General features: G+C 57.0%; 22 protein-coding genes, 1 rRNA gene and 1 other annotated feature. Of the genes, 10 read left to right on the plus strand and 13 right to left on the minus strand.

All coding sequences use genetic code 11. The annotated features are described in order from the left end of the window. The 4 genes from ACJ8MK_RS11325 to rluD form a co-directional block, all read right to left on the minus strand. Window positions 1-211: ribosomal RNA gene (locus ACJ8MK_RS11325) — 16S ribosomal RNA — on the minus strand; the annotation flags it as partial. Window positions 212-722: 511 nt separating this feature from the next. Further along, window positions 723-3,296: an ATP-dependent chaperone ClpB gene (clpB, locus tag ACJ8MK_RS11330; protein ID WP_025301647.1), complete on the minus strand. Its 2,574-nt coding sequence runs from the start codon at window positions 3,294-3,296 to the stop codon at window positions 723-725. Window positions 3,297-3,426: 130 nt separating this feature from the next. After that, the gene (gene yfiH, locus ACJ8MK_RS11335) at window positions 3,427-4,158 is read right to left on the minus strand and encodes a purine nucleoside phosphorylase YfiH (protein ID WP_041033370.1); all 732 of its coding nucleotides are present in this window, start codon (window positions 4,156-4,158) and stop codon (window positions 3,427-3,429) included. After that, entirely contained in the window at window positions 4,158-5,135 is a 978-nt protein-coding gene (gene rluD, locus ACJ8MK_RS11340; RefSeq protein WP_442517755.1) for a 23S rRNA pseudouridine(1911/1915/1917) synthase RluD, read from the minus strand. The genes yfiH and rluD overlap by 1 nt, the downstream gene beginning before the upstream one ends. 131 nt (window positions 5,136-5,266) lie before the next feature. On the opposite strand from rluD, the gene bamD reads away from it, so the two are divergent. The 4 genes from bamD (at window position 5,267) to pheA (ending at window position 8,101) form a co-directional block, all read left to right on the plus strand. Then, on the plus strand, window positions 5,267-5,998 hold the full coding sequence (gene bamD / locus ACJ8MK_RS11345) for an outer membrane protein assembly factor BamD (RefSeq protein ID WP_004932456.1): 732 nt from the start codon (window positions 5,267-5,269) through the stop codon (window positions 5,996-5,998). Between the two features lie 312 nt (window positions 5,999-6,310). Beyond that, window positions 6,311-6,652, plus strand: coding sequence for a ribosome-associated translation inhibitor RaiA (raiA, locus tag ACJ8MK_RS11350; RefSeq protein WP_004932457.1), 342 nt, complete (start codon window positions 6,311-6,313; stop codon window positions 6,650-6,652). Between the two features lie 122 nt (window positions 6,653-6,774). Beyond that, window positions 6,775-6,901, plus strand: a sequence feature (Phe leader region). Then, window positions 6,776-6,823: a hypothetical protein gene (locus ACJ8MK_RS11355; RefSeq protein WP_101428074.1), complete on the plus strand. Its 48-nt coding sequence runs from the start codon at window positions 6,776-6,778 to the stop codon at window positions 6,821-6,823. (Overlaps the previous feature by 48 nt.) A 42-nt stretch (window positions 6,902-6,943) precedes the next feature. Further along, entirely contained in the window at window positions 6,944-8,101 is a 1,158-nt protein-coding gene (pheA, locus tag ACJ8MK_RS11360) for a bifunctional chorismate mutase/prephenate dehydratase (RefSeq protein ID WP_442517756.1), read from the plus strand. A gap of 58 nt (window positions 8,102-8,159) precedes the next feature. Here the strand turns inward: pheA and tyrA are convergent, their stop codons facing one another. Together tyrA and ACJ8MK_RS11370 are read right to left on the minus strand one after the other, a co-directional pair. Continuing rightward, window positions 8,160-9,281 carry a bifunctional chorismate mutase/prephenate dehydrogenase gene (gene tyrA, locus ACJ8MK_RS11365; RefSeq protein WP_193168941.1) on the minus strand — a complete coding sequence of 374 codons (1,122 nt, stop codon included), beginning with the start codon at window positions 9,279-9,281 and terminating at the stop codon, window positions 8,160-8,162. Window positions 9,282-9,284: 3 nt separating this feature from the next. Then, window positions 9,285-10,361 carry a 3-deoxy-7-phosphoheptulonate synthase gene (locus tag ACJ8MK_RS11370; protein ID WP_016929016.1) on the minus strand — a complete coding sequence of 359 codons (1,077 nt, stop codon included), beginning with the start codon at window positions 10,359-10,361 and terminating at the stop codon, window positions 9,285-9,287. Window positions 10,362-10,868: 507 nt separating this feature from the next. Here ACJ8MK_RS11370 and ACJ8MK_RS11375 point away from each other — a divergent pair. The 4 genes from ACJ8MK_RS11375 to ACJ8MK_RS11390 all read left to right on the plus strand — a co-directional run bounded on the left by ACJ8MK_RS11375 (window position 10,869) and on the right by ACJ8MK_RS11390 (window position 12,894). Further along, complete coding sequence (locus tag ACJ8MK_RS11375) at window positions 10,869-11,633, plus strand: DUF481 domain-containing protein (RefSeq protein ID WP_004932469.1); 765 nt, start codon at window positions 10,869-10,871, stop codon at window positions 11,631-11,633. Window positions 11,634-11,882: 249 nt separating this feature from the next. Beyond that, entirely contained in the window at window positions 11,883-12,104 is a 222-nt protein-coding gene (locus tag ACJ8MK_RS11380; RefSeq protein ID WP_025301641.1) for an HP1 family phage holin, read from the plus strand. Beyond that, window positions 12,088-12,603: a lysozyme gene (locus ACJ8MK_RS11385; RefSeq protein WP_033637184.1), complete on the plus strand. Its 516-nt coding sequence runs from the start codon at window positions 12,088-12,090 to the stop codon at window positions 12,601-12,603. The genes ACJ8MK_RS11380 and ACJ8MK_RS11385 overlap by 17 nt, the downstream gene beginning before the upstream one ends. 63 nt (window positions 12,604-12,666) lie before the next feature. Next, the gene (locus tag ACJ8MK_RS11390) at window positions 12,667-12,894 is read left to right on the plus strand and encodes an ogr/Delta-like zinc finger family protein (protein WP_033637183.1); all 228 of its coding nucleotides are present in this window, start codon (window positions 12,667-12,669) and stop codon (window positions 12,892-12,894) included. A 143-nt stretch (window positions 12,895-13,037) separates the two neighbouring features. Here the strand turns inward: ACJ8MK_RS11390 and rplS are convergent, their stop codons facing one another. The 5 genes from rplS to ffh form a co-directional block, all read right to left on the minus strand. Further along, complete coding sequence (gene rplS / locus ACJ8MK_RS11395) at window positions 13,038-13,394, minus strand: 50S ribosomal protein L19 (RefSeq protein WP_025301638.1); 357 nt, start codon at window positions 13,392-13,394, stop codon at window positions 13,038-13,040. A 48-nt stretch (window positions 13,395-13,442) separates the two neighbouring features. Continuing rightward, complete coding sequence (trmD, locus tag ACJ8MK_RS11400; protein ID WP_049196873.1) at window positions 13,443-14,210, minus strand: tRNA (guanosine(37)-N1)-methyltransferase TrmD; 768 nt, start codon at window positions 14,208-14,210, stop codon at window positions 13,443-13,445. 52 nt (window positions 14,211-14,262) lie between these two features. After that, window positions 14,263-14,811 (minus strand): ribosome maturation factor RimM, encoded by a 549-nt coding sequence (gene rimM / locus ACJ8MK_RS11405; protein WP_033637182.1) that lies wholly within the window; start codon window positions 14,809-14,811, stop codon window positions 14,263-14,265. A gap of 18 nt (window positions 14,812-14,829) precedes the next feature. Next, window positions 14,830-15,078 carry a 30S ribosomal protein S16 gene (gene rpsP / locus ACJ8MK_RS11410; protein ID WP_004932501.1) on the minus strand — a complete coding sequence of 83 codons (249 nt, stop codon included), beginning with the start codon at window positions 15,076-15,078 and terminating at the stop codon, window positions 14,830-14,832. A gap of 214 nt (window positions 15,079-15,292) precedes the next feature. After that, entirely contained in the window at window positions 15,293-16,654 is a 1,362-nt protein-coding gene (gene ffh / locus ACJ8MK_RS11415) for a signal recognition particle protein (protein ID WP_004932504.1), read from the minus strand. 169 nt (window positions 16,655-16,823) lie between these two features. On the opposite strand from ffh, the gene ACJ8MK_RS11420 reads away from it, so the two are divergent. Together ACJ8MK_RS11420 and ACJ8MK_RS11425 are read left to right on the plus strand one after the other, a co-directional pair. Further along, complete coding sequence (locus ACJ8MK_RS11420) at window positions 16,824-17,615, plus strand: cytochrome C assembly family protein (protein WP_033652955.1); 792 nt, start codon at window positions 16,824-16,826, stop codon at window positions 17,613-17,615. 41 nt (window positions 17,616-17,656) lie between these two features. Next, window positions 17,657-18,946 carry an HlyC/CorC family transporter gene (locus tag ACJ8MK_RS11425; protein ID WP_442517757.1) on the plus strand — a complete coding sequence of 430 codons (1,290 nt, stop codon included), beginning with the start codon at window positions 17,657-17,659 and terminating at the stop codon, window positions 18,944-18,946. Between the two features lie 63 nt (window positions 18,947-19,009). Here the strand turns inward: ACJ8MK_RS11425 and luxS are convergent, their stop codons facing one another. Next, window positions 19,010-19,525, minus strand: coding sequence for an S-ribosylhomocysteine lyase (gene luxS / locus ACJ8MK_RS11430; protein ID WP_019455133.1), 516 nt, complete (start codon window positions 19,523-19,525; stop codon window positions 19,010-19,012). A gap of 166 nt (window positions 19,526-19,691) precedes the next feature. Then, complete coding sequence (gene gshA, locus ACJ8MK_RS11435) at window positions 19,692-21,254, minus strand: glutamate--cysteine ligase (protein ID WP_033650024.1); 1,563 nt, start codon at window positions 21,252-21,254, stop codon at window positions 19,692-19,694. Window positions 21,255-21,324 lie beyond the last annotated feature (70 nt).

A 21,324-nucleotide genomic window follows, 5' to 3' on the forward strand; every position in this document is an offset into this window, starting at 1 on the left:
CGAAGGTCCCCCTCTTTGGTCTTGCGACGTTATGCGGTATTAGCTACCGTTTCCAGTAGTTATCCCCCTCCATCAGGCAGTTTCCCAGACATTACTCACCCGTCCGCCGCTCGTCACCCAGAGAGCAAGCTCTCTTGTGCTACCGCTCGACTTGCATGTGTTAAGCCTGCCGCCAGCGTTCAATCTGAGCCATGATCAAACTCTTCAATTAAAAGCTTGATGTGCTTCCACTCGAGAAGCGATGCTCAAAGATTTACTGCATGAATTTTACTTCAGTTAGTCACTCTTCAAGACTTGATATTTTTTTGCATCCGAAGATGCTGGATATCGTCTTGTGGAGTGCCCACACAGATTGTCTGATAAATTGTTAAAGAGCAGTGCCGAGAAACTCATCGGCGCGGGCTGCGTATATTACGCTTTTAGCCCGGAGAGTCAAGCGTTTATTTCGCTGTCTTCTCGCTGACCCGGCGGCTTGTCAGTCGTTGTTCCCGGTCAGTGGAGGCGCATTATAGGGAGTTCTCGGCAGGCCGCAACCCCTAAATGCAAAAAACTTTTCAAGCGCTCAAATAATCACCCAAAATGCCTTTTTAGGATGTTTATTAGTCAAAAAACACCGGTTTTAGCGCAGCAATAGCGGCAAACCCTATAAATAGAGACAAATGAAGATAAAGAAAAGGGAGCGGTCACCCGCTCCCTTTTATCTTCATGACGCTTAGTTGCCGTTATTGGCGTGCAACGATATGGTCGTTTTCCACATCCAGCGTCACCAGCTTGCCGGGAATCAGCTTGCCGGACAGGATTTGCTGCGCCAGCGGGTTCTCGATCTCCTGCTGAATCGCGCGTTTCAACGGACGCGCACCATACACAGGGTCGTAACCGGTTTTGCTCAACAAAGCCAGGGCCGGTTCGGTCATGGTCACTTCGTAACCGCGTTCTTCCAAACGTTTGTACAAACGCGACAGCTGAATTTTGGCGATTGCAGCAATGTGTTTCTCGCCCAGCGGATGGAACACCACCACTTCGTCGATACGGTTGATGAACTCAGGACGGAAGTGGTGACTCACCATCTCCATCACCGACTCTTTCATCTGCGCGTAGTTCATCTGACCGAAGTGCTCCTGGATCAGATCGGAGCCCAGGTTGGAAGTCATGATCACCACGGTATTGCGGAAATCGACGGTACGGCCCTGGCCATCGGTCAGTCGGCCGTCATCCAACACCTGCAGCAGAATGTTGAATACGTCCGGGTGCGCTTTCTCGACTTCATCCAGCAGAATCACCGAGTAAGGCCGGCGGCGCACGGCTTCCGTCAGATAGCCGCCCTCTTCATAACCAACATAGCCCGGAGGCGCGCCGACCAGACGCGAAACGGAGTGTTTCTCCATAAACTCGGACATGTCGATACGCACCATGGCGTCGTCGCTGTCGAACAGGAACGAAGCCAGCGCCTTGCAGAGCTCGGTTTTCCCCACCCCGGTCGGGCCGAGGAACAGGAACGAACCGATCGGCCGGTTAGGATCGGACAACCCGGCGCGGCTGCGGCGGATAGCATTAGAGACCGCGCTGACCGCTTCGTCCTGGCCGATCACCCGCGAATGCAGCTCTTGCTCCAGGCGCAGCAGCTTGTCGCGTTCACCTTCCAGCATTCTGGCCACCGGGATGCCGGTGGCACGCGCCAGCACCTCGGCGATCTCCGCATCGGTCACCCGATTGCGCAGCAGTTTCATGCTTTTGCCTTCGGCCTGCGTGGCGGCGGCGAGCTGTTTCTCCAGCTCAGGGATTTTGCCGTATTGCAGTTCCGACATCCGCCCCAGATCGCCGACGCGGCGCGCCTGCTCCAGGGTGATTTTGGCCTGCTCGAGTTCAGCCTTGATGTTCTGGGTGCCGGAGAGCGAGGCTTTTTCCGCTTTCCACTCTTCTTCCAGCTCCGAATATTCTCGCTCTTTCTGCCCCAGCTCATCGCTGAGCATGTCCAGGCGTTTCTTGCTGGCGTCGTCAGACTCTTTATTCAGCGCCTGCTGTTCCAGCTTCAACTGAATGATGCGGCGTTCAAGCCTGTCGAGCGACTCCGGCTTGGAATCCATCTGCATGCGAATGCTGGATGCCGCTTCGTCGATCAGGTCGATAGCCTTGTCCGGCAATTGACGATCGGCGATATAACGGTGAGAAAGCGTTGCCGCCGCCACGATGGCCGGGTCGGTGATCTGCACGTGGTGGTGCAGTTCGTAACGCTCTTTCAGGCCGCGCAGGATAGCGATGGTGTCTTCCACGCTCGGCTCCGCCACATACACTTTCTGGAAACGACGTTCGAGCGCCGCATCCTTCTCTATATACTGACGATACTCGTCGAGCGTAGTCGCACCGACGCAGTGCAGCTCGCCGCGCGCCAGCGCCGGTTTGAGCATGTTGCCCGCATCCATCGCGCCATCCGCCTTACCGGCGCCGACCATGGTGTGCAGTTCGTCGATAAACAGGATAACGCTGCCTTCCTGCTTGGCCAGATCGTTGAGCACGCCTTTCAGGCGCTCTTCAAACTCGCCGCGGTATTTGGCGCCGGCGATCAAAGCGCCCATATCGAGGGACAATACGCGCTTGTGCTTCAGCCCTTCCGGCACTTCGCCGTTGATGATGCGCTGCGCCAGGCCTTCGACGATGGCGGTTTTACCCACGCCAGGTTCGCCGATCAGCACCGGGTTGTTTTTGGTACGGCGTTGCAGCACCTGAATGGTGCGGCGGATCTCTTCGTCACGGCCGATCACCGGGTCAAGTTTGCCCTGCTCGGCGCGTTCGGTCAGATCGATCGTGTATTTCTTCAATGCTTGCCGCTGGTCTTCGGCGCCTTGGTCTTCCACGCTGTCACCGCCTCTCATCTGTTCAATGGCTTTGCTGATTTTGTCGGCCGTTGCGCCGGCCGCTTTCAACAAGTCGGTTAACGAGCCGCGGTCTTCCAGCACCGCCAGCACAAACAGCTCGGAAGAAATGAATTTGTCCGCGCGCTTCTGCGCCAGCTTGTCGCACAGGTTCAGGACGCGCACCAACTCGTGGGACGGTTGAACGTCGCCACCGGTACCTTCTACCTGCGGCAAACGGGACAGCGCCTGTTCGATCTCGGTGCGCACGCGCCCGGCATCGATACCTGCGGAAGTTAATAGTGGACGAACCGTGCCCCCTTCCTGATTGAGCAGGGCGCTCATCAGATGTAGCGGTTCAATAAACTGGTTGTCGTGCCCAAGGGCTAGTGACTGGGCATCGGCGAGGGCAAGCTGGAATTTGTTGGTAAGACGATCCAGACGCATAACACCTCCAAGATGGGTCGAAATTGCTACTGGAGATTAAATGAGGTCATCCCTCAAATTTTCAAGGTTATCTCGACGCTAAATTTTCGGTACAACGCCATGCGTCGTTGGATCGTCCTAATTCAATAGGTTATATCAGCCAGATTAAACTTGCCATACGTCCGGTTATTCCATCGCGTCGATAGGAGAAAAAATGACTCTTTTCGTTAACCGTGCAGCGGTCGCCGCCGTAGATGGCCTGCACGCCTGCCCGCAACAAACGTTGGCGGGCCAGCAAGTAGATATTAGCCAAAAACTTATCGCCGTGCGGCGTAAACGCCGCCGCGGCTTCGGCGTCTTCCGCGATAAAGGCAGCGCGCACCTCCGGCCCGACCTCAAACTGCTGCGGGCCGATCGCCGGCCCCAGCCAGGCGCTGATCTGGCTCGGCGCGGCGCTGAACGCCGCCACGGTTTGCTCCAGCACGCCATGGCATAACCCACGCCAGCCGGCGTGAGCGGCGGCCACTTCATCGCCGTGCTGCGAACAGAACAGCACCGGCAGACAATCCGCCGTCATCACGGCACACACCTGCCCCGGCACGTTGCTGTAAACCGCATCCGCCCGCAGATCGGCAGGCGCTTGCCCCGCCAACGTCACCACACGGGTGCCATGTATCTGCTCGAGCCACACCGGCATCTGCGGCAAGCCGGCGACGGTAACCAACCGTTCCCGATTGCGCTTCACCGCTTGCTCCTCGTCACCGACGTGGGCGCCGAGGTTCAGCGAGTCATAAGGCGGCAGGCTGACGCCGCCGCCGCGCGTGGTGCTGCAGGCCTTAACGCCGGGAGGCAATGGCCAGTCGGGCAGAATGAGCGAGTTCATTACCAGTCCATCTGATCTTTGAATTCTTCGGTATCCGCCTTCAGCGCGTTAATCAGATCGACCATGTCCTGCGGCAGCGGCGCATGCCACTCCATCTGGATGCCGCTGATCGGATGGTACAAACGCAGCATGGTGGCGTGCAGCGCCTGGCGGTCAAAACCGCGCAGCGTGTTGATGAAGGCTTCCGAAGCCCCCTTCGGCGGACGTGGACGGCCGCCGTACAGCGGATCGCCCACCAGCGGATGGCTGATGTAAGCCATGTGCACGCGGATCTGGTGAGTACGGCCGGTTTCCAGGCGCAGACGCAGACGGGTGTGCACGCGGAAGTGTTCCATGATGCGGTAGTGCGTCACCGCCGGTTTACCCATCGGGTGCACCGCCATGTGGGTACGCTTGGTGGAATGGCGCGCTATGGGCTCTTCTACCGTGCCGCCGGCGGTCATGGTGCCAATCGCCACCGCTTCGTATTCGCGGGTGATTTCACGCGCCTGCAGCGCTTCCACCAGCCGGGTTTGCGCCGGCACGGTTTTCGCCACCACCATCAGGCCGGTGGTGTCTTTATCCAGACGGTGCACGATGCCGGCGCGCGGCACGTCGGCGATTTCCGGGTAGTGATGCAGCAGCGCATTGAGCACCGTGCCGTCCGGGTTACCGGCGCCAGGGTGCACCACCAAATCGCGCGGCTTGTTGATCACCAGGATGTCGCTGTCTTCATAGACGATATCCAACGCGATATCCTGCGGCTCCCAACGCGCCTCTTCTTCTATCTGTGCATCGATGGCGACCGTCTCTCCGCCCAGCACCTTCTCTTTCGGTTTGTTTGACGTTTTGCCATTGACCTTCACCCGATCGCCCAGGATCCACTCTTTTATGCGAGATCGTGAATAATCAGGGAACAATTCGGCCAAAGCCTGATCTAAACGTTGTCCGAGTTGAGATTCGGCCACCGTTGCGGTGAGTTGTACTTGTTGTGCCATATGCAGCTTCTTCGTTAACGTTGGGTTTTCACGGCGATGCCGTTTAATATAATGTGCTATTGTACCTGGTCTTTGTCGGGAGCTTAACGGACAGTCTCCCGGAATAACACCCTGAGGATAATCAAAACGTCATGACGCGTATGAAATATCTGGTGGCGGCAGCCACGTTGAGCCTGGCGCTGGCAGGTTGCTCCACATCCAAGGATGCGGTTCCCGACAACCCACCTTCGGAAATCTATGCCACCGCGCAGCAAAAGCTGCAGGACGGTAACTTCAAGGGCGCGATTACGCAACTCGAAGCGTTAGATAACCGCTATCCTTTCGGGCCGTATTCCCAGCAGGTCCAGCTGGATTTGATTTACGCCTACTATAAGGCCGCCGACTTGCCGATGGCGCAGGCATCCATCGATCGCTTCATGCGCCTGAACCCGACGCACCCGAACATCGATTACGTGATGTACATGCGCGGTCTGACCGACATGGCGCTCGATGACAGCGCGCTGCAGGGCTTCTTCGGGGTTGACCGTTCGGACCGCGATCCTCAGCACGCTCGCGCTGCGTTCCGCGACTTCAGCCAGTTGATTCAGCAATACCCGAACAGCCAATACGCGACCGACGCCAACAAGCGTTTGGTGTATCTGAAAGACCGCTTGGCCAAGTATGAGCTTTCGGTGGCGGAATACTACACTAAACGCGGTGCTTACGTCGCGGTCGTTAATCGCGCCGAGCAGATGTTGCGTGAATTCCCGGATACCAAAGCGACGCACGACGTGTTGCCGCTGATGGAAAATGCCTACAAGCAGCTGCAGCTGAACGGCCAGGCTGACAAAGTGGCCAAAGTGATCGCCGCCAACCCGCAATAAGCGCGCGTCGGCAACGGCAAAAAAACAAAACGGCAGCCTCGGCTGCCGTTTTCATTGGCGTGGACCTGGTTTTCACTGGAAGAATACACAAGTAAAAACACGGTGTTAGCTAGCGCTCCTCACCGGTCAACTCATCGATAATGCGCCATCCGGCGGCAACTCTCAAGCATTAGATAACCAATTCAAATGCTGAATCACAGATTGAACTAACTTTGCAAAAAGTGACAAAAAATCGTGATTTACATCACGCATTTAAACAAAAAGCGGGGTATGCTGGGTTCACCAAGACGGAAAGACAGAGAGGTAAGTTATATGACATTGAACATTACCAGCAAACAAATGGATATCACTCCCGCAATCCGCAATCACGTCGAAGACCGTCTCACCAAACTGGAAAAATGGCAGACCCAGCTGATAAACCCGCATATCGTCTTATCCAAAGAACCGCAGGGGTTTGTCGCCGACGCTACCATTACCACGCCGAACGGCCCGCTGGTCGCCAGCGCCAAACATGATGACATGTATACCGCCGTTAACGAGCTGATCGCCAAGCTGGAGCGCCAGCTGAACAAGGTGCAGCACAAAGGCGAAGCGCGCCGCTGCAATGCCAGCGTGAAAGACATCGTGCCGGAAGTGACGCAGGAACAGGAATAACCGTCCGACTGCGGTTGCCGCATCAAACGCGCCCGAGGGCGCGTTTTTTGTCGGGTATTTTTGTTGACGGGGTAAAAGCCAGCGGTTACTTTAAAACCTGTTCGCATTAACCTTAGGTAGACCATGCCACGCACACCGTTTTTCTTCGCATTCTTTTTTACCTTCCCCTGACTGGGAGGCGTTTCGTCGTGTGAGAAAGAATGCGAAGACGAACAACAAGGCCTCCTGGAAACAGGAGGCTTTTTTTATGGCTGTTATACAACGAATAAGAACTGAAGGCGGAAGCTGATTATGACTGACAACCCGTTATTGGTGCTGCGCGAGCGCATCAGCGCACTGGATTTGAAACTGTTGGCCCTGCTGGCGGAACGCCGTGAACTGGCGATCGAAGTCGGCAAGACCAAACTGAACTCTCACCGTCCGATCCGCGACAAAGAGCGCGAGCGCGATCTGCTGGATGCGCTGATCGCCGCCGCCAAGCCTTACGACCTGGACGGTTTCTACGTCACCCGCCTGTTCCAACTGATCATTGAAGACTCCGTCCTGACCCAGCAGGCGCTGCTGCAGCACCAGCTCAATCCCGTCAGCCAACACTCCGCCCGCATCGCCTTTCTCGGCCCGAAAGGCTCTTATTCACATCTGGCGGCGCGCCAATACGCCGCCCGCCATTTCGATCGGTTGATCGAATGTGGCTGCCAGAAGTTTCAGGATATCTTCGCCCAGGTGGAAACCGGCCAGGCGGACTACGCCATTCTGCCGATCGAGAACACCAGCTCCGGCTCGATTAATGAGGTGTACGACCTGCTGCAACACACCAGTCTGTCGATCGTCGGCGAACTGACCAACCCGATCAACCACTGTGTTCTGGTGGCCGGCGACAGCGATTTGAGCCAGATTGAAACCGTCTACAGCCACCCGCAGCCGTTCCAGCAGTGCAGCCAGTTCCTTAACCGCTTCCCGCACTGGAAAATCGAATACACCGAAAGCACGGCCGCCGCAATGGAGAAAGTCGCCAAGTTGAATTCGCCGAAGGTGGCGGCGCTGGGCAGCGAGGCCGGCGGCGCGCTGTACGGGCTGCAAGTGCTGGAGCACAACCTCGCCAATCAACAGCAGAACATCACCCGCTTTATCGTCCTGGCGCGTAAAGCGATCGACGTTTCCGAACAGGTGCCGGCCAAAACCACGCTGATCATGGCGACCGGCCAGCAATCCGGCGCGCTGGTCGAAGCGCTGCTGGTATTGCGCGACAACGGCATCATCATGACCAAACTGGAGTCACGCCCGATCAACGGCAATCCGTGGGAAGAGATGTTTTATATTGATGTACAGGCCAACCTGCGTGGCGACGCAATGCAAAAAGCGCTGCGCGATCTGGCGCCCATCACCCGCTCGCTGAAAGTGCTGGGCTGTTATCCCAGCGACACCGTGGTGCCGGTCAACCCATCCTGACGCGATAAAAAAAGGTTCGGCCAAGCCGAACCCTTCATTTTTATTTACCGCCGGTATTTTACTGCCGGCTGTCGTTAGCCTGCCGCAACAGCGTGCGGCTTTCCACCAGGAAGCGCTGGGCGTAATCGCCAAACCAGTGCTCCACCTTGCGGAAGCTATCGATAAACGCCTGTTTGTCGCCGTGCTCCAACAGCTTGATCGCCTCGCCGAAGCGCTGGTAGTAGCGTTTGATCAACGCCACGTTTTCCTCCGACGACATGATAATGTCGGCGTACAGCTGCGGATCCTGCGCAAACAGGCGGCCAACCATCGCCAGCTCCAGCCGGTAGATCGGCGAAGAGAGCGCCAGCAACTGCTCCAGTTGCACGTTCTCTTCCGCCAGATGCAACCCGTAGGCGAAGGTGGCAAAGTGCCGCAGCGCCTGAATAAACGCCATGTTCTGATCGTGTTCGACCGCACTGATGCGGTGCAGCCGCGCGCCCCACACCTGCAGCTGTTCAAGCAACCACTGGTAAGCCTCTGGCCGGCGCCCGTCGCAATAGACCACGACCTGCTTCGCCACGCTGCCCACGTCCGGGCCGAACATCGGGTGCAACCCCACCACCGGGCCACTGTGCACCGCCAGCATCGCATGCAGCGGACGGTTCTTCACCGACGCCAAATCCACCAGAATACAGTCGTCGGGCAACGGCGGCAGGCGGCTTATCACCTGTTCGGTCACATGGATCGGCACGCTGACGATCACCATGCCGGCGTCTGCCAACAGCTGTTCCGCCTGCGGCCAATCTTCCTGATCCAATACCCTGACCTGATAACCCGACAACGTCAGCAGCCGGTTGAACAACCGGCCCATCTGGCCGTTGCCGCCAATGATGACGATCGGCCGCAGCTGCGGGCACAGGGTTTTAAAGCCTTTATCGTTCTCGCTGACGTACGATTCGCGCATCACGCGGCGCAAGACATCCTCGATCAAATCCGGCGGCACGCCGAGGTTTTCCGCCTCTTGACGGCGCGAGGTCAGCATCGCCGCTTCGCGCTCCGGCACATAAACCGGTAAACCGTGACGGCTTTTCACCTCGCCGACTTCCGCTACCAGATGCAGGCGTTTCGCCAGCAGATCCAGGAGCGCTTTGTCCACCTCGTCAATTTGATCGCGCAACGCGGTCAGTTCTGCCACCATAACTTACTTTTCTCCCGTGCGTGCCGTCAGCGCAGCGCCGAGTTCCTGATGCATATGACGCAGCAGCGTTTCCGTGCTTTCCCAGTTGATGCAGGCGTCGGTGACGGACACACCGTAACGCATGTCTGCACGCGGCTGCTCGGAAGACTGGTTGCCCTCATGCAGATGGCTCTCCAGCATGATGCCGGTGATCGAACGGTTGCCCGCCTTAATCTGCTCCACCACGGACTCGGCCACCGCCGGCTGACGGCGATAGTCTTTATTCGAGTTGCCATGGCTGCAATCTATCATCAAGGACGGATGGAGTCCCGCCTCGAGCATCTGTTTTTCACAGGCCGCAACGTGCTCGGCGCTGTAGTTCGGGGTTTTACCGCCGCGCAGGATCACATGCCCGTCCGGGTTGCCCTGGGTCTGCAGCAGGCAAACCTGGCCCGCCTGGTTGATGCCGACGAAACGGTGCGGCATGGCGGCGGCGCGCATGGCGTTGATGGCGGTGCCCAGACTGCCGTCGGTGCCGTTTTTGAAGCCGACCGGCATCGACAGGCCGGAAGCCATTTCGCGGTGGGTCTGCGACTCGGTGGTGCGCGCACCGATCGCCGACCAGCTGAACAAGTCCCCCAGGTACTGCGGGCTGTTCGGATCCAACGCTTCGGTAGCCAACGGCAAGCCCATGCCCACCAGATCCAGCAACAGGCGACGCGCGATATGCAAGCCTGCTTCAACGTCAAACGAACCGTCCATGTACGGATCGTTGATCAAACCTTTCCAGCCGACAGTGGTTCTGGGTTTTTCAAAATAGACGCGCATAACGATATACAGCTGATCGCTCAAGTCAGCCGCCAGGGTTTTCAAACGACGGGCGTAGTCCAGCGCCGCATCCGGATCGTGGATCGAACAAGGCCCGCACACTACCAACAGGCGATGATCGCGCCCCTGCAAAATGTTGGCGATGGTGTTGCGCGCGGTGGCGATTTCATTTTCGTCGTCGGCGCTAAGCGGGAACTGGTTCTTCAGCTCCTCCGGTGTGATGAGAACCTGTTCTGCACTGATGTGTACGTTATTGAGCGCGTCTTTTTGCATGATGCTATTCCTGTCGTTTGGCGTTATGCGTTGAAGTGGAACCTTGAGCGTTTCAGGGCTCTACCTTATCACGCAATGTAAAGTTTTCAATCCAATTTCCGTAAATAAAAAATTACCGTAATTACCCCTAAGAAAAACCATTGGAAAATGCACTTCAACAAATAAAATAAATGCAATAAATTTAATAATATATGTAAACAAAAGGATTGCCAGCGCCTCTCTACCCGCTTGCCTGGCAATAGATGGGCATCGTAAACATAAATGTACATTTGATTTTACAAGGAAGAAGCGCCCCCCACCTCAGCGCCAACGAATGGGCTGAGACAGGCATCCGCCAGACTCAGCACGAAGCGCTGCTGAAAGCGATGAATTTCAGTAGAAGAAAAGCGAATAAATAAGGAATAAAAATTAAAAACTTAAGCTAATGGCGGCTATTTTTGTCGCCGAAATGAACCGATATAATGTGACCGTCATCAACAATAACCACCCTTAACAACTGGATCCAAAATGCTCTCTTCTCGCGCTCGTCGCGCTTTTCCGCTGTATATTTGCTGCTTAACGACTTTCACCAGTGTTTCAGCTCTCGCCGACAATACGCTTTTCACCGCGATGGACGATCCGGCCACCGCCAAGAAACCGTTTGAAGGCAACGTGCAGGCGGGCTACAACGCCCAGTCAGGCAACTCGCAGAGTTCCACCCTGCTGGCCAACACCAACATGACCTGGTTCAACAGCGACGCGGCGTACAGCCTGTGGGGGGCGGCCAACAACACCACTTCCTCCAACGTGCGCTCCTCCGAAAAATACCAGGCCGGTGGCCGTACGCGCTATAACCTGACCGACCGCAACTACCTGTTCGGCCAAGCCAGCTGGCTGAGCGACCGTTTCAACGGTTACGATTCACGCTCCACGCTGACCGGCGGCTACGGCCGTCAACTCCTCAACGGGCCGCTCAGCGACCTGCGGGTGGAATTCGGTCCCGGCGTGCGCCATGACGAATACCACGGCGGCGGCCGCTCGACTAAAGGGCTGGCCTACGGTGCGGCCAACTATTCCTATCAGCTGACCGACAACACCAAGTTCATTCAGGGCGTTTCCGCGCTGGCGAACGAGGAAACCACGCTGAACTCGGAAAGCGCGTTGAACGTGGCGATCAACGATCGCTTCTCACTGCGCGTAGCCTACACCGTGACCTACAACAGCAAACCGCCGGCCTCGGCACCGAAAAACACCGACACCACCACCTCGGTCACGCTGGTCTACGGCCTGTAATCTCCCTTCCAGAATCTCTCGAAGCCCATCATCGATGGGCTTTTTTATGCCTGCCGCCCTCTTTTGCACAATCTGCTAAAAATATTCATCCCACCCATTGACGACTTTAGCAAATAGCTTAATACTGTATGCATATACAGTAATTATTGTACAGCATCGGGGCATGATGGATTTCGATAGTGAGCGGCCAGTAACGCATCGATGGCCACCACAGTTCCCGAGATGCTGTAAACAAAGCGAGCATAAGTTATGGAGAAAATCACCTCATTCATCACCTACGCCATGGCGCTGTTTCTCGCCTGGCTCGGCAAGCTCTCTCCGCAGGACATTGCCTTTTTAGTCGGTGCGGCGGTAGGCATCGGCACGTTTCTGGTGAACTGGTACTACCGACGTAAAAGCCTGCAGATCTTGAAGGCCATTGAGCGCAATGCGGCATCACGGAGGAAAATTTACGATGAGTGCAATCGTTAAGCGCTGCAGCGTCGCCGCCGTTTTGGCCATCGCGGTGCTGTTACCGTCATTTGGCGAGCTGCAAACCTCAGAAGCCGGTCTCAGGCTGATCGCCGATCTCGAAGGTTGCCGCCTGTCGCCTTACCAGTGCAGCGCCGGGGTATGGACGCAGGGCATTGGGCATACTGCCGACGTCATCCCAGGCAAGACGATCGATGAACGGCAAGCCGCGGTGGGTTTGGTCGACGATGTTCGCCGCACCGAACGCGGCATGGCCGCTTGCCTGCCGCATACGCTCTCGCAACAAACCTATGATGCGGTGATCGCCTTCGCCTTCAACGTGGGCGTCGGCGCAGCCTGCCACTCTACGCTGGTCGCGCTGCTGCAACAGCGCCAGTGGCGGCAGGCCTGCGATCAGTTGCCTCGCTGGATTTACGTAAACGGAAAGAAAAACAAAGGGCTGGAACAGCGACGCGCCACGGAACGCGCACTGTGCTTGCAGGGTATTGCCTCATCATGACGAGTTCGCTCGCCGAAGGGTGATGCCACAACAATTTCACTTAATTTGTTCAAGGGGGTTCTTATGATGCACTGTCCATTATGCGGTCACGTGGCCCACACTCGCTCCAGCCGCTATCTGAGCGAGTCGACCAAAGAGCGTTACCATCAATGCCGCAACATCAATTGCAGTTGCACGTTCGCCACGCACGAGTCCGTCGCGCGGGTGATCGTCAAACCTGGCGATGACATTGTCCCGGCGCAGCCGCACCCGCCGGAGAGTCAGCATAAACAAAGCGCCGCCGCGCTGTAATGCAAAAAGCCTGCTGATGCAGGCTTTTTAATGTCGCTGCCAGGCGGCCAAGTCTCGCAAATACGAGGTGATAGATTTTCCTGATAAAAAAAGGGGTTGGCATAATGCCAACCCCTGATAACTATTAACTTTTGGATGCAGCGTTAGCCAACGCGGTTCAGACGCTCTTTGATACGAGCAGCCTTACCAGTACGCTCACGCAGGTAGTACAGTTTAGCTTTACGAACGGCACCACGACGTTTCACAGCAATGCTGTCGATTACTGGGGAGTGAGTCTGGAATACGCGCTCAACACCTTCGCCGTTGGAAATCTTACGAACAGTGAATGCAGAGTGCAGACCGCGGTTACGGATAGCGATAACCACGCCCTCGAATGCCTGCAGACGTTTCTTGCTACCTTCAACGACCCATACCTTCACTTCCACGGAATCACCCGGACGGAATGCAGGTACGTCTTGTTTCATCTGCTCTTGTTCAAGTTGCTTAATAATGTTGCTCATAATATGTCTCTTACCCTAGGTAAACTGATATATCGGTCCCGTCTGATGTCAGACGTTTCCTTCATAGTCCTGTTGCCTGGCCTGATATTCCCGTTGGAAATCAGCCAGCAACACCGCTTGCTCGTCAGTCAGAGCTAGGCTTTCTAGAAGTTCAGGTCTTCTAAGCCAGGTTCGGCCCAGCGACTGCTTTAAGCGCCAGCGACGTATCTCGGCATGGTTGCCCGACAGCAGAACCGGCGGTACTTCCATCCCTTCCAACACCTCTGGGCGGGTATAGTGCGGGCAGTCCAGCAATCCGTCGGCGAAGGAGTCTTCCTCCGCTGAGGCCTGATGGCCCAGCACACCCGGTATGAAACGGGCGACTGAATCAATCAGGGTCATCGCCGGCAGTTCCCCGCCGCTGAGAACGTAATCGCCGATTGACCATTCTTCGTCAATTTCGGTTTGGATTACGCGCTCGTCTATCCCTTCGTAGCGGCCGCACACCAGAATCATCTTCTGATTGGCCGCCAGTTCGCACACGCCGGTTTGATCCAGCTTGCGCCCCTGAGGTGACAGATAAATCACCTTTGCTCCCTCGCCTGCCGCTGCTTTCGCCGCATGAATGGCTTCCCGTAAAGGTTGCACCATCATCAGCATTCCCGGGCCGCCGCCGTAAGGGCGATCGTCCACGGTGCGATGCCGGTCGTAGGTGAAGTCGCGAGGACTCCAACACTGCACGCTCAGCAGGCCATTTTTTACTGCCCGGCCAGTCACCCCGTAATCGGTGATAGCGCGGAACATCTCAGGAAACAGGCTTACAATACCGATGAACACAAGCCAATCCCCTTACCGTTATTCCACTTGCTTCGACCGTTTGATCCGGGGGTCAAAAACCAGGATCCCAATCTGCCTCAATCACGCGGGCAGTGAGATCGACTTTCTTGATAACCTGCCCATGAAGAAACGGAATCAACCGCTCCTTCATGCCGAACGCATCTTTCAGGTTCGCTTTCACAACCATCACATCGTTCGAGCCGGTTTCCATCATATCGATGACTTTACCCAGCTCGTAGCCGGCGGTGGTGACTACCTGGCAGCCCATCAGGTCTTTCCAGTAGTAATCGTCACCCTCCAGCGGAGGAAGTTGATCGGAATCCACCATAATCTCGCGATTAGTCAGCAGATTCGCCGCGTCCCGATCGTCAATGCCTTTGACCTTGATGATCAGATCCTGACTGTGGCGCTTCCAGTCTTCCAACTCGATATGCTGCCACTGACCCGCCTGCTGGATAAACCACGGCTGATAGTCAAAAATGCTTTCGGCGTTCTCGGTGGATGAAAACACTCTGAGCCAACCACGAATGCCGTAAGCGGACCCCATTTTACCGAGTACAATCGGCGCGATCGGCGCTACCGGTTTGAGTTGCTTGCTCATTGCCACCACCGCGACAGATTAAGCTGCTTTCTTAGCGTCTTTGATCAGCGCGTGAACGCGATCAGAAACGGTTGCACCCAGACCGACCCAGTGCTCGATGCGGTCCAGGTCCAGACGCAGTGCTTCAGCCTGACCGGAAGCGATCGGGTTGAAGAAGCCTACGCGCTCGATGAAACGACCATCACGAGCGTTGCGGCTGTCGGTCACTACTACTTGATAGAACGGACGCTTTTTAGCGCCGCCACGTGCCAAACGAATTGTTACCATAACATCCTCTTTAGTTAATAAAACAGCCGGGCCCCATTGAGGGACGGGGCCCGGTTGCAATATAAAAAGCCCGAAAATTTTACTCATTTTGGCGCAAAAAGCAATCTAAAGCGTCGATCGCAGGGGACAACTTTTGCAGCCTGTCAAATTTCGGGCGGTTTTCACCGCGAACGGCGAATGCTGAAAGCGCCCGCACTCGGCGTGCGGAGGCCTATCAGCGGCCTGGGAAGCCCGGCGGCATCATACCTTTCATGCCGCGCATCATCTTCGCCATGCCGCCTTTCTTCATCTTCTTCATCATACGCTGCATTTCGTCGAACTGCTTCAGCAAGCGGTTGACGTCCTGCACCTGCATGCCGGCCCCCATCGCGATGCGGCGCTTGCGCGAGCCCTTGATGATTTCCGGTTTGGCGCGCTCTTTCAGCGTCATCGAGTTGATGATCGCCTCCATGCGCACCAGCACTTTATCGTCCATCTGCGACTTGACGTTGTCCGGCAGTTGGCCGGCGCCCGGCAGCTTGCTCAGCATGTTGGCCATGCCGCCCATGTTGCGCATCTGCTTGAGCTGCTCCAGGAAATCGGTCAGATCGAAACCGTCGCCCTTCTTCAGCTTGTTGGCCAACTTCTCCGCCTGCTCGCGGTCGACCTTGCTTTCGATATCTTCGATCAGCGACAGCACGTCGCCCATGCCCAGGATGCGCGATGCCACGCGATCCGGGTAGAACGGTTCCAGCGCTTCGGTCTTCTCGCCCACGCCGAGGAATTTGATCGGCTTGCCGGTGATATGACGGATGGACAGCGCGGCACCGCCGCGCGCGTCGCCGTCGACTTTGGTCAGCACCACGCCGGTCAGCGGCAGCGCTTCGTTAAACGCCTTGGCGGTATTGGCGGCGTCCTGGCCGGTCATGGCGTCGACCACGAACAGGGTTTCCACCGGCTTGATCGCCGCGTGCACCTGCTTGATCTCGTCCATCATCGCTTCGTCAACGTGCAAGCGGCCGGCGGTATCGACGATCAGTACGTCGTAGAATTTCAGCTTGGCCTGTTGCAGCGCGCGATTGACGATGTCGATCGGTTTTTCTTTGACGTCGGACGGGAAGAAGTCGATGCCGACGCCTTCCGCCAGCGTTTCCAGCTGTTTGATCGCCGCCGGGCGATAAACGTCCGCGGAAACCACCAACACTTTCTTCTTCTGTTTTTCTTTCAGGAATTTGCCGAGCTTACCGACGCTGGTGGTTTTACCGGCGCCCTGCAGGCCCGCCATCAGCACCACCGCCGGCGGTTGGGCCGCCAGATTCAGCTCGGTGTTGACTTCGCCCATCGCGGCGATCAGCTCGCCCTTGACGATCTTGACGAACTCCTGCCCCGGCGTCAGGCTCTTGTTGACTTCATGGCCGACCGCGCTCTCTTTGACGCGGTTGATGAAGTCGCGCACCACCGGCAGCGCGACGTCCGCTTCCAGCAACGCCATACGCACTTCACGCAGGGTTTCCTTGATATTCTCTTCGGTCAGCCGCCCGCGGCCGCTGATATTGCGCAACGTGCGCGACAATCGATCGGTTAAATTTTCAAACATCGTCTCATGCTCAACGTGTGATGACAGGCCGCTCCGGCGACACAATTGCGCCGATGATAACACGAAGCGCGCCGGATCTCTGCCTCAGCGTTGGAGATAGGTTGGAGTGAAACGCGCGCAACGTTATACTGACACTCCAATTAACCACGCCGAAGCAAAATTAAACGCTATGCCAGTTTTCTCCATTGTGGCTTTGATGGCCTACCTGCTCAGCCTTGGACTGATCATTCCCAGCTTGTTGCGGAAGAACAGCGCATACCGTCGGCTTGCCCTCGTCTCGGCGGTGGTGGCGCTGATTTGCCACGCCATCGCGCTGCAGCAGCGCATCTTCGACGTCAGCGCCGGGCAGAATCTCAGCCTGCTGAACATTGGCTCGATCGTCAGCCTGATCATCTGTTCGGTCATGACCTTCGTCGCCTCGCGCGACCGCGGCTGGTTCCTGCTGCCGATCGTCTACAGCTTCGCGATGATCAATCTGGCCTTCGCCAGCTTCATGCCCGGCGAGTTCATCACTCACCTGGAGTCCAGCCCGGAATTGATGGTGCATATCGGCCTGGCGCTGTTCTCTTACGCCACCCTGATCATCGCCACGCTCTACGCCTTGCAGCTTGCCTGGCTCGACTACCTTCTGAAAAACAAGAAGTTGACCTTTAGCGCCGACATGCCGCCGCTGATGAGCATCGAGCGCAAGATGTTCCATATCACCCAGATCGGCGTGGTGCTGCTGACGCTCACTCTGTGCACCGGCCTGCTGTACATGGATAACCTGTTCAGCAAAGAGAACGTGCATAAAGCGGTGCTGTCGATCATGGCCTGGTTCGTGTATATCGTGCTGTTGTGGGGCCATTACCATGAAGGCTGGCGCGGCCGCCGCGTCGTCTGGTTCAGCTTCGCCGGCGCCTTCCTGCTGACGCTCGCCTACTTCGGCAGCCGTCTGATTCAGCAAGTGATGGTGCGCTAAGCCGGCCGCCTCAACTTTCCCTCTCTATAAGGAATACTGCATTGGAGCATGTGTCGACGGGGACCCTCATCATTATCCTGGTGATCATGATCGTGGTCTCCGCTTACTTCTCCGCCTCCGAAACCGGCATGATGACGCTCAACCGTTATCGCCTGCGTCACCTGTCCAAACAGGGCAATCGCTCGGCGCGCCGTGTGGAGAAGCTGCTGCAAAAACCGGATCGGCTGATCGGCCTGGTGCTGATCGGCAACAACCTGGTCAACATCCTCGCCTCGGCGCTGGCGACCATCGTCGGCATGCGACTGTATGGCGACCTCGGCGTGGCGATCGCCACCGGCATACTGACCTTCGCCGTGCTGCTGTTCGCCGAAGTGCTGCCGAAAACCTTCGCCGCGCTCTACCCGGAACGCATCGCCTTCCCCAGCAGCTTTCTGCTGGCGCCGCTGCAAAAAGTGATGTTCCCGCTGGTCTGGCTGCTCAACGGCATTACCAGTATGACGCTGCGCCTGTTCGGCATTCGCACCAACGTGCGTATCAGCGATGCCGTCAGCAAGGATGAGCTGCGCACCATCGTGCGCGAATCCCAGTCGCAAATCTCCCGACGCAATCAGGACATGCTGATCTCGGTGCTGGATTTGGAAAAGGTGACGGTTAACGACATCATGGTGCCGCGCACCGAGATCGTCGGCATCGACGTCAACGACGACTGGAAGTCGATCATGCGCCAGTTGACCCACTCGCCGCACGGCCGCATCGTGCTGTACCGCAGTTCGCTGGACGACGCCATCGGCATGCTGCGCGTGCGCGAAGCCTACCGCCTGATGACCGAGAAAAAAGAGTTCAACAAAGAGAACCTGCTGCGCGCCGCCGACGAGATTTACTTCGTGCCGGAAGGCACGCCGCTCAACGTGCAGCTGGTGAAGTTCCAGCGCAACAAAGAGAAGGTCGGCATCGTGGTCGATGAGTACGGCGACATTCAGGGCCTGGTCACGGTGGAGGATATCCTCGAGGAGATCGTCGGCGACTTCACCACCTCGATGTCACCCACGCTGGCGGAAGAGGTCACGCCGCAGAGCGACGGCTCGGTCTTGATCGACGGCACCGCCAACGTGCGCGAGCTGAACAAGGCCTTCAACTGGACCTTGCCGGCCAACGAGGCGCGCACCGTCAACGGCATGCTGCTCGAAGAGCTGGAAGATATCCCCGAAATCGGCACCCGGTTGCGTATCGGCCATTATGATATCGACATTCTCGACGTGCAGGGCAACATGATAAAACAGGTGCGGGTCACGCCGATCACCTCGCTGCAGTCCAGCGTCGGCCATCACTGACCGCTGGCCAGAACGTAAAAAAGACGCGAAATCGCGTCTTTTTTTCTCTGCGGGAACTCGCGGCTAGATATGCAGTTCCTGCAGCTTCTCTTTCGGCAGCGCCAGCTCGTCGTTGTGGTTCACCACTACGTCGTTATCCAGGATGTGCTTGGCGATCTCCTGCGCTTCTTCCAGCGAGTGCATATGGTAAGTGCCGCACTGGTACTCGTTCAGCTCAGGGATTTTGCGCTGGTCGGTCACTTTCAGCACGTCGGCCATCGCCGCTTTCCACGCATCGGCTACGCGCTGCTCTTCCGGCACGCCGATCAGGCTCATGTAGAAACCGGTACGACAGCCCATCGGGGAGATGTCGATAATCTCCACGCCCTGGCCGTTCAGGTGGTCACGCATAAAGCCGGCGAACAGGTGCTCCAGCGTGTGAATGCCGCGCTCGGGCATCACTTCCAGGTTCGGGCGGCAAAAGCGCAGATCAAACACCGTGATGGTATCGCCGTGAGGCGTCTTCATGGTTTTCGCAACGCGGACAGCCGGGGCTGCCATACGGGTATGATCGACGGTAAAGCTATCCAGCAATGGCATTTCGCTACCTCCTCGTAAAAGAGCATTTATTTCGAAACTTTTTTTCCTAACCGGGAAACCTTTTCCAACCCTGCGAGTCTCAGTATCTGAAAGACGCGCATTTGTTATCATCATCCCTGTCATCAGAGATGCATATTTGGCCACATTGATGTGGCCTTTTTCTTTTTCAGCTTCCGCCGTTTTGCTTCAGGAACGCTTCAAAGCTTAGCGTATCATTGGCTTCTATGTCGCGTTGGCGTTGCCACGAGGCTTCCCGCTCTTTATCCAGCTCGGCCTCGTTCAGGATTTCCAACGGCTCTTCCAGCAGCATCTTGCGATATTGCTCCGCCAATTGCAGGCCGACGCGCCCGGTGCCTTCCGCTTGCATCGCTTTCAGGATGCGCGCGGAGAAGGTCAGCTCAGGGTCGTCGAACGCGGCGACCAGCTCATCGCACACCTGCTGGTATTGGCGATCGCCGGCTTCGCCGTCCAACACTTCCGCCACCCGACGCAGATCGGCGAACAACGCCTTGCCCACTTTTTCGAGCGGTTCATGGCTGGCGCCACAGCCGATGCCGATGGTCTGGCCCGGCTTGCGGCCCTCCAGGATCACCCGGTTCCAGTTCTTGCGCGTGCACAGCAGTTCATCGCTGCTCATCTCCGGCGCATCGGCCAGCGCGCACCACACCAGGAACAGATCCAGGAAACGCGCCTGCACCGCATCCACGCCGATCGGCGAGAACGGGTTGATGTCCAGCGAACGCACTTCGATGTATTCGATACCACCGCGCAGCAGCGCGTCCGACGGCGTCTCGCCGCTTTTGGTCACGCGCTTCGGCCGGATCGGCGCATACAGCTCGTTCTCGATTTGCAGCACGTTGCTGTTCAGCTGCAGGTAACGGTCACCCTCTTTCACGCCCAGCTTGGCGAACTCTTCGGAAGGCGTCGCGATCGCCCGTTTCAGACCGGCCACATAGCTGTGCAGATCGTTAAAGGTGATGCCCAGATTGCTCTGCGACTTGTTGGTATAACCCAGGTCGCTCAGGCGCAGCGAAGTGGCGTACGGCAGGTAGCACATCCCCTGCTCGGTGCGCTCGAACGGCAGATTGGTCTCGCGCCCCTTGAGGAACGAAGAACAAATGGCCGGCGATGCCCCGAACAGATACGGGATCACCCAGCCGAAACGATAATAATTGCGGATCAGGCGGAAATAGCCCGCCGAGATCTGCTCTTTACCGCTTTCTGCGTCCTGCACGCCGGCCCAGGCCTGCCAAAACTCCAGCGGCAGCGAGAAGTTGTAGTGCACGCCGGAAATGGTCTGCATCAGCGCACCGTAGCGATTCTTCAACCCTTCGCGGTACAGCGTCTTCATGCGGCCGATGTTCGACGAGCCGAACTGCGCCAGCTCGATATCCTGCTCAGCTTCGATAAAGCACGGCATGCTGAGCGGCCACATGCGCTCATCGCCGATATTGCGCGCCACGTAGCGATGAATATCGCGCAGGAATGTCAGCAGGTGATCGATATTGTCATCAACCGGCGTAATGAACTCTAACAGCGCTTCGGCGAAATCCGTGGTGATCCAGTGGTGCGTCAATGCCGCGCCCAGCTTTTCCGGATGCCCGGTGGTCGCCAAGGTGCCGTTCGGCGTGACCCGCAGCGTTTCACGCTCGATGCCGCGACGAATGCCTTTTAATGCCTGGGGATGGGCTTCCAACCAAGAAAGCGCCTGTGATACGTCCGGGATCAAATTGACCTCCCGCTTCTAAAAACAATAACTCGTAAGCATACTGAATCCGCACCCGAGAGAATATTGAGTT

It is taken from the genome of Serratia sp. CY38905 (assembly GCF_052168875.1).
Lineage (GTDB): Bacteria > Pseudomonadota > Gammaproteobacteria > Enterobacterales > Enterobacteriaceae > Serratia > Serratia sarumanii.

Bases quoted from the DNA above. Each gene is read 5' to 3' on its own strand.
- clpB (WP_025301647.1), bottom strand. From the start codon at position 3,296: ATGCGTCTGGATCGTCTTACCAACAAATTCCAGCTTGCCCTCGCCGAT.
- yfiH (WP_041033370.1), bottom strand. From the start codon at position 4,158: ATGAACTCGCTCATTCTGCCCGACTGGCCATTGCCTCCCGGCGTTAAG.
- rluD (WP_442517755.1), bottom strand. From the start codon at position 5,135: ATGGCACAACAAGTACAACTCACCGCAACGGTGGCCGAATCTCAACTC.
- bamD (WP_004932456.1), top strand. From the start codon at position 5,267: ATGACGCGTATGAAATATCTGGTGGCGGCAGCCACGTTGAGCCTGGCG.
- raiA (WP_004932457.1), top strand. From the start codon at position 6,311: ATGACATTGAACATTACCAGCAAACAAATGGATATCACTCCCGCAATC.
- pheA (WP_442517756.1), top strand. From the start codon at position 6,944: ATGACTGACAACCCGTTATTGGTGCTGCGCGAGCGCATCAGCGCACTG.
- tyrA (WP_193168941.1), bottom strand. From the start codon at position 9,281: ATGGTGGCAGAACTGACCGCGTTGCGCGATCAAATTGACGAGGTGGAC.
- ACJ8MK_RS11370 (WP_016929016.1), bottom strand. From the start codon at position 10,361: ATGCAAAAAGACGCGCTCAATAACGTACACATCAGTGCAGAACAGGTT.
- ACJ8MK_RS11375 (WP_004932469.1), top strand. From the start codon at position 10,869: ATGCTCTCTTCTCGCGCTCGTCGCGCTTTTCCGCTGTATATTTGCTGC.
- ACJ8MK_RS11380 (WP_025301641.1), top strand. From the start codon at position 11,883: ATGGAGAAAATCACCTCATTCATCACCTACGCCATGGCGCTGTTTCTC.
- ACJ8MK_RS11385 (WP_033637184.1), top strand. From the start codon at position 12,088: ATGAGTGCAATCGTTAAGCGCTGCAGCGTCGCCGCCGTTTTGGCCATC.
- ACJ8MK_RS11390 (WP_033637183.1), top strand. From the start codon at position 12,667: ATGATGCACTGTCCATTATGCGGTCACGTGGCCCACACTCGCTCCAGC.
- rplS (WP_025301638.1), bottom strand. From the start codon at position 13,394: ATGAGCAACATTATTAAGCAACTTGAACAAGAGCAGATGAAACAAGAC.
- rimM (WP_033637182.1), bottom strand. From the start codon at position 14,811: ATGAGCAAGCAACTCAAACCGGTAGCGCCGATCGCGCCGATTGTACTC.
- rpsP (WP_004932501.1), bottom strand. From the start codon at position 15,078: ATGGTAACAATTCGTTTGGCACGTGGCGGCGCTAAAAAGCGTCCGTTC.
- ffh (WP_004932504.1), bottom strand. From the start codon at position 16,654: ATGTTTGAAAATTTAACCGATCGATTGTCGCGCACGTTGCGCAATATC.
- ACJ8MK_RS11420 (WP_033652955.1), top strand. From the start codon at position 16,824: ATGCCAGTTTTCTCCATTGTGGCTTTGATGGCCTACCTGCTCAGCCTT.
- luxS (WP_019455133.1), bottom strand. From the start codon at position 19,525: ATGCCATTGCTGGATAGCTTTACCGTCGATCATACCCGTATGGCAGCC.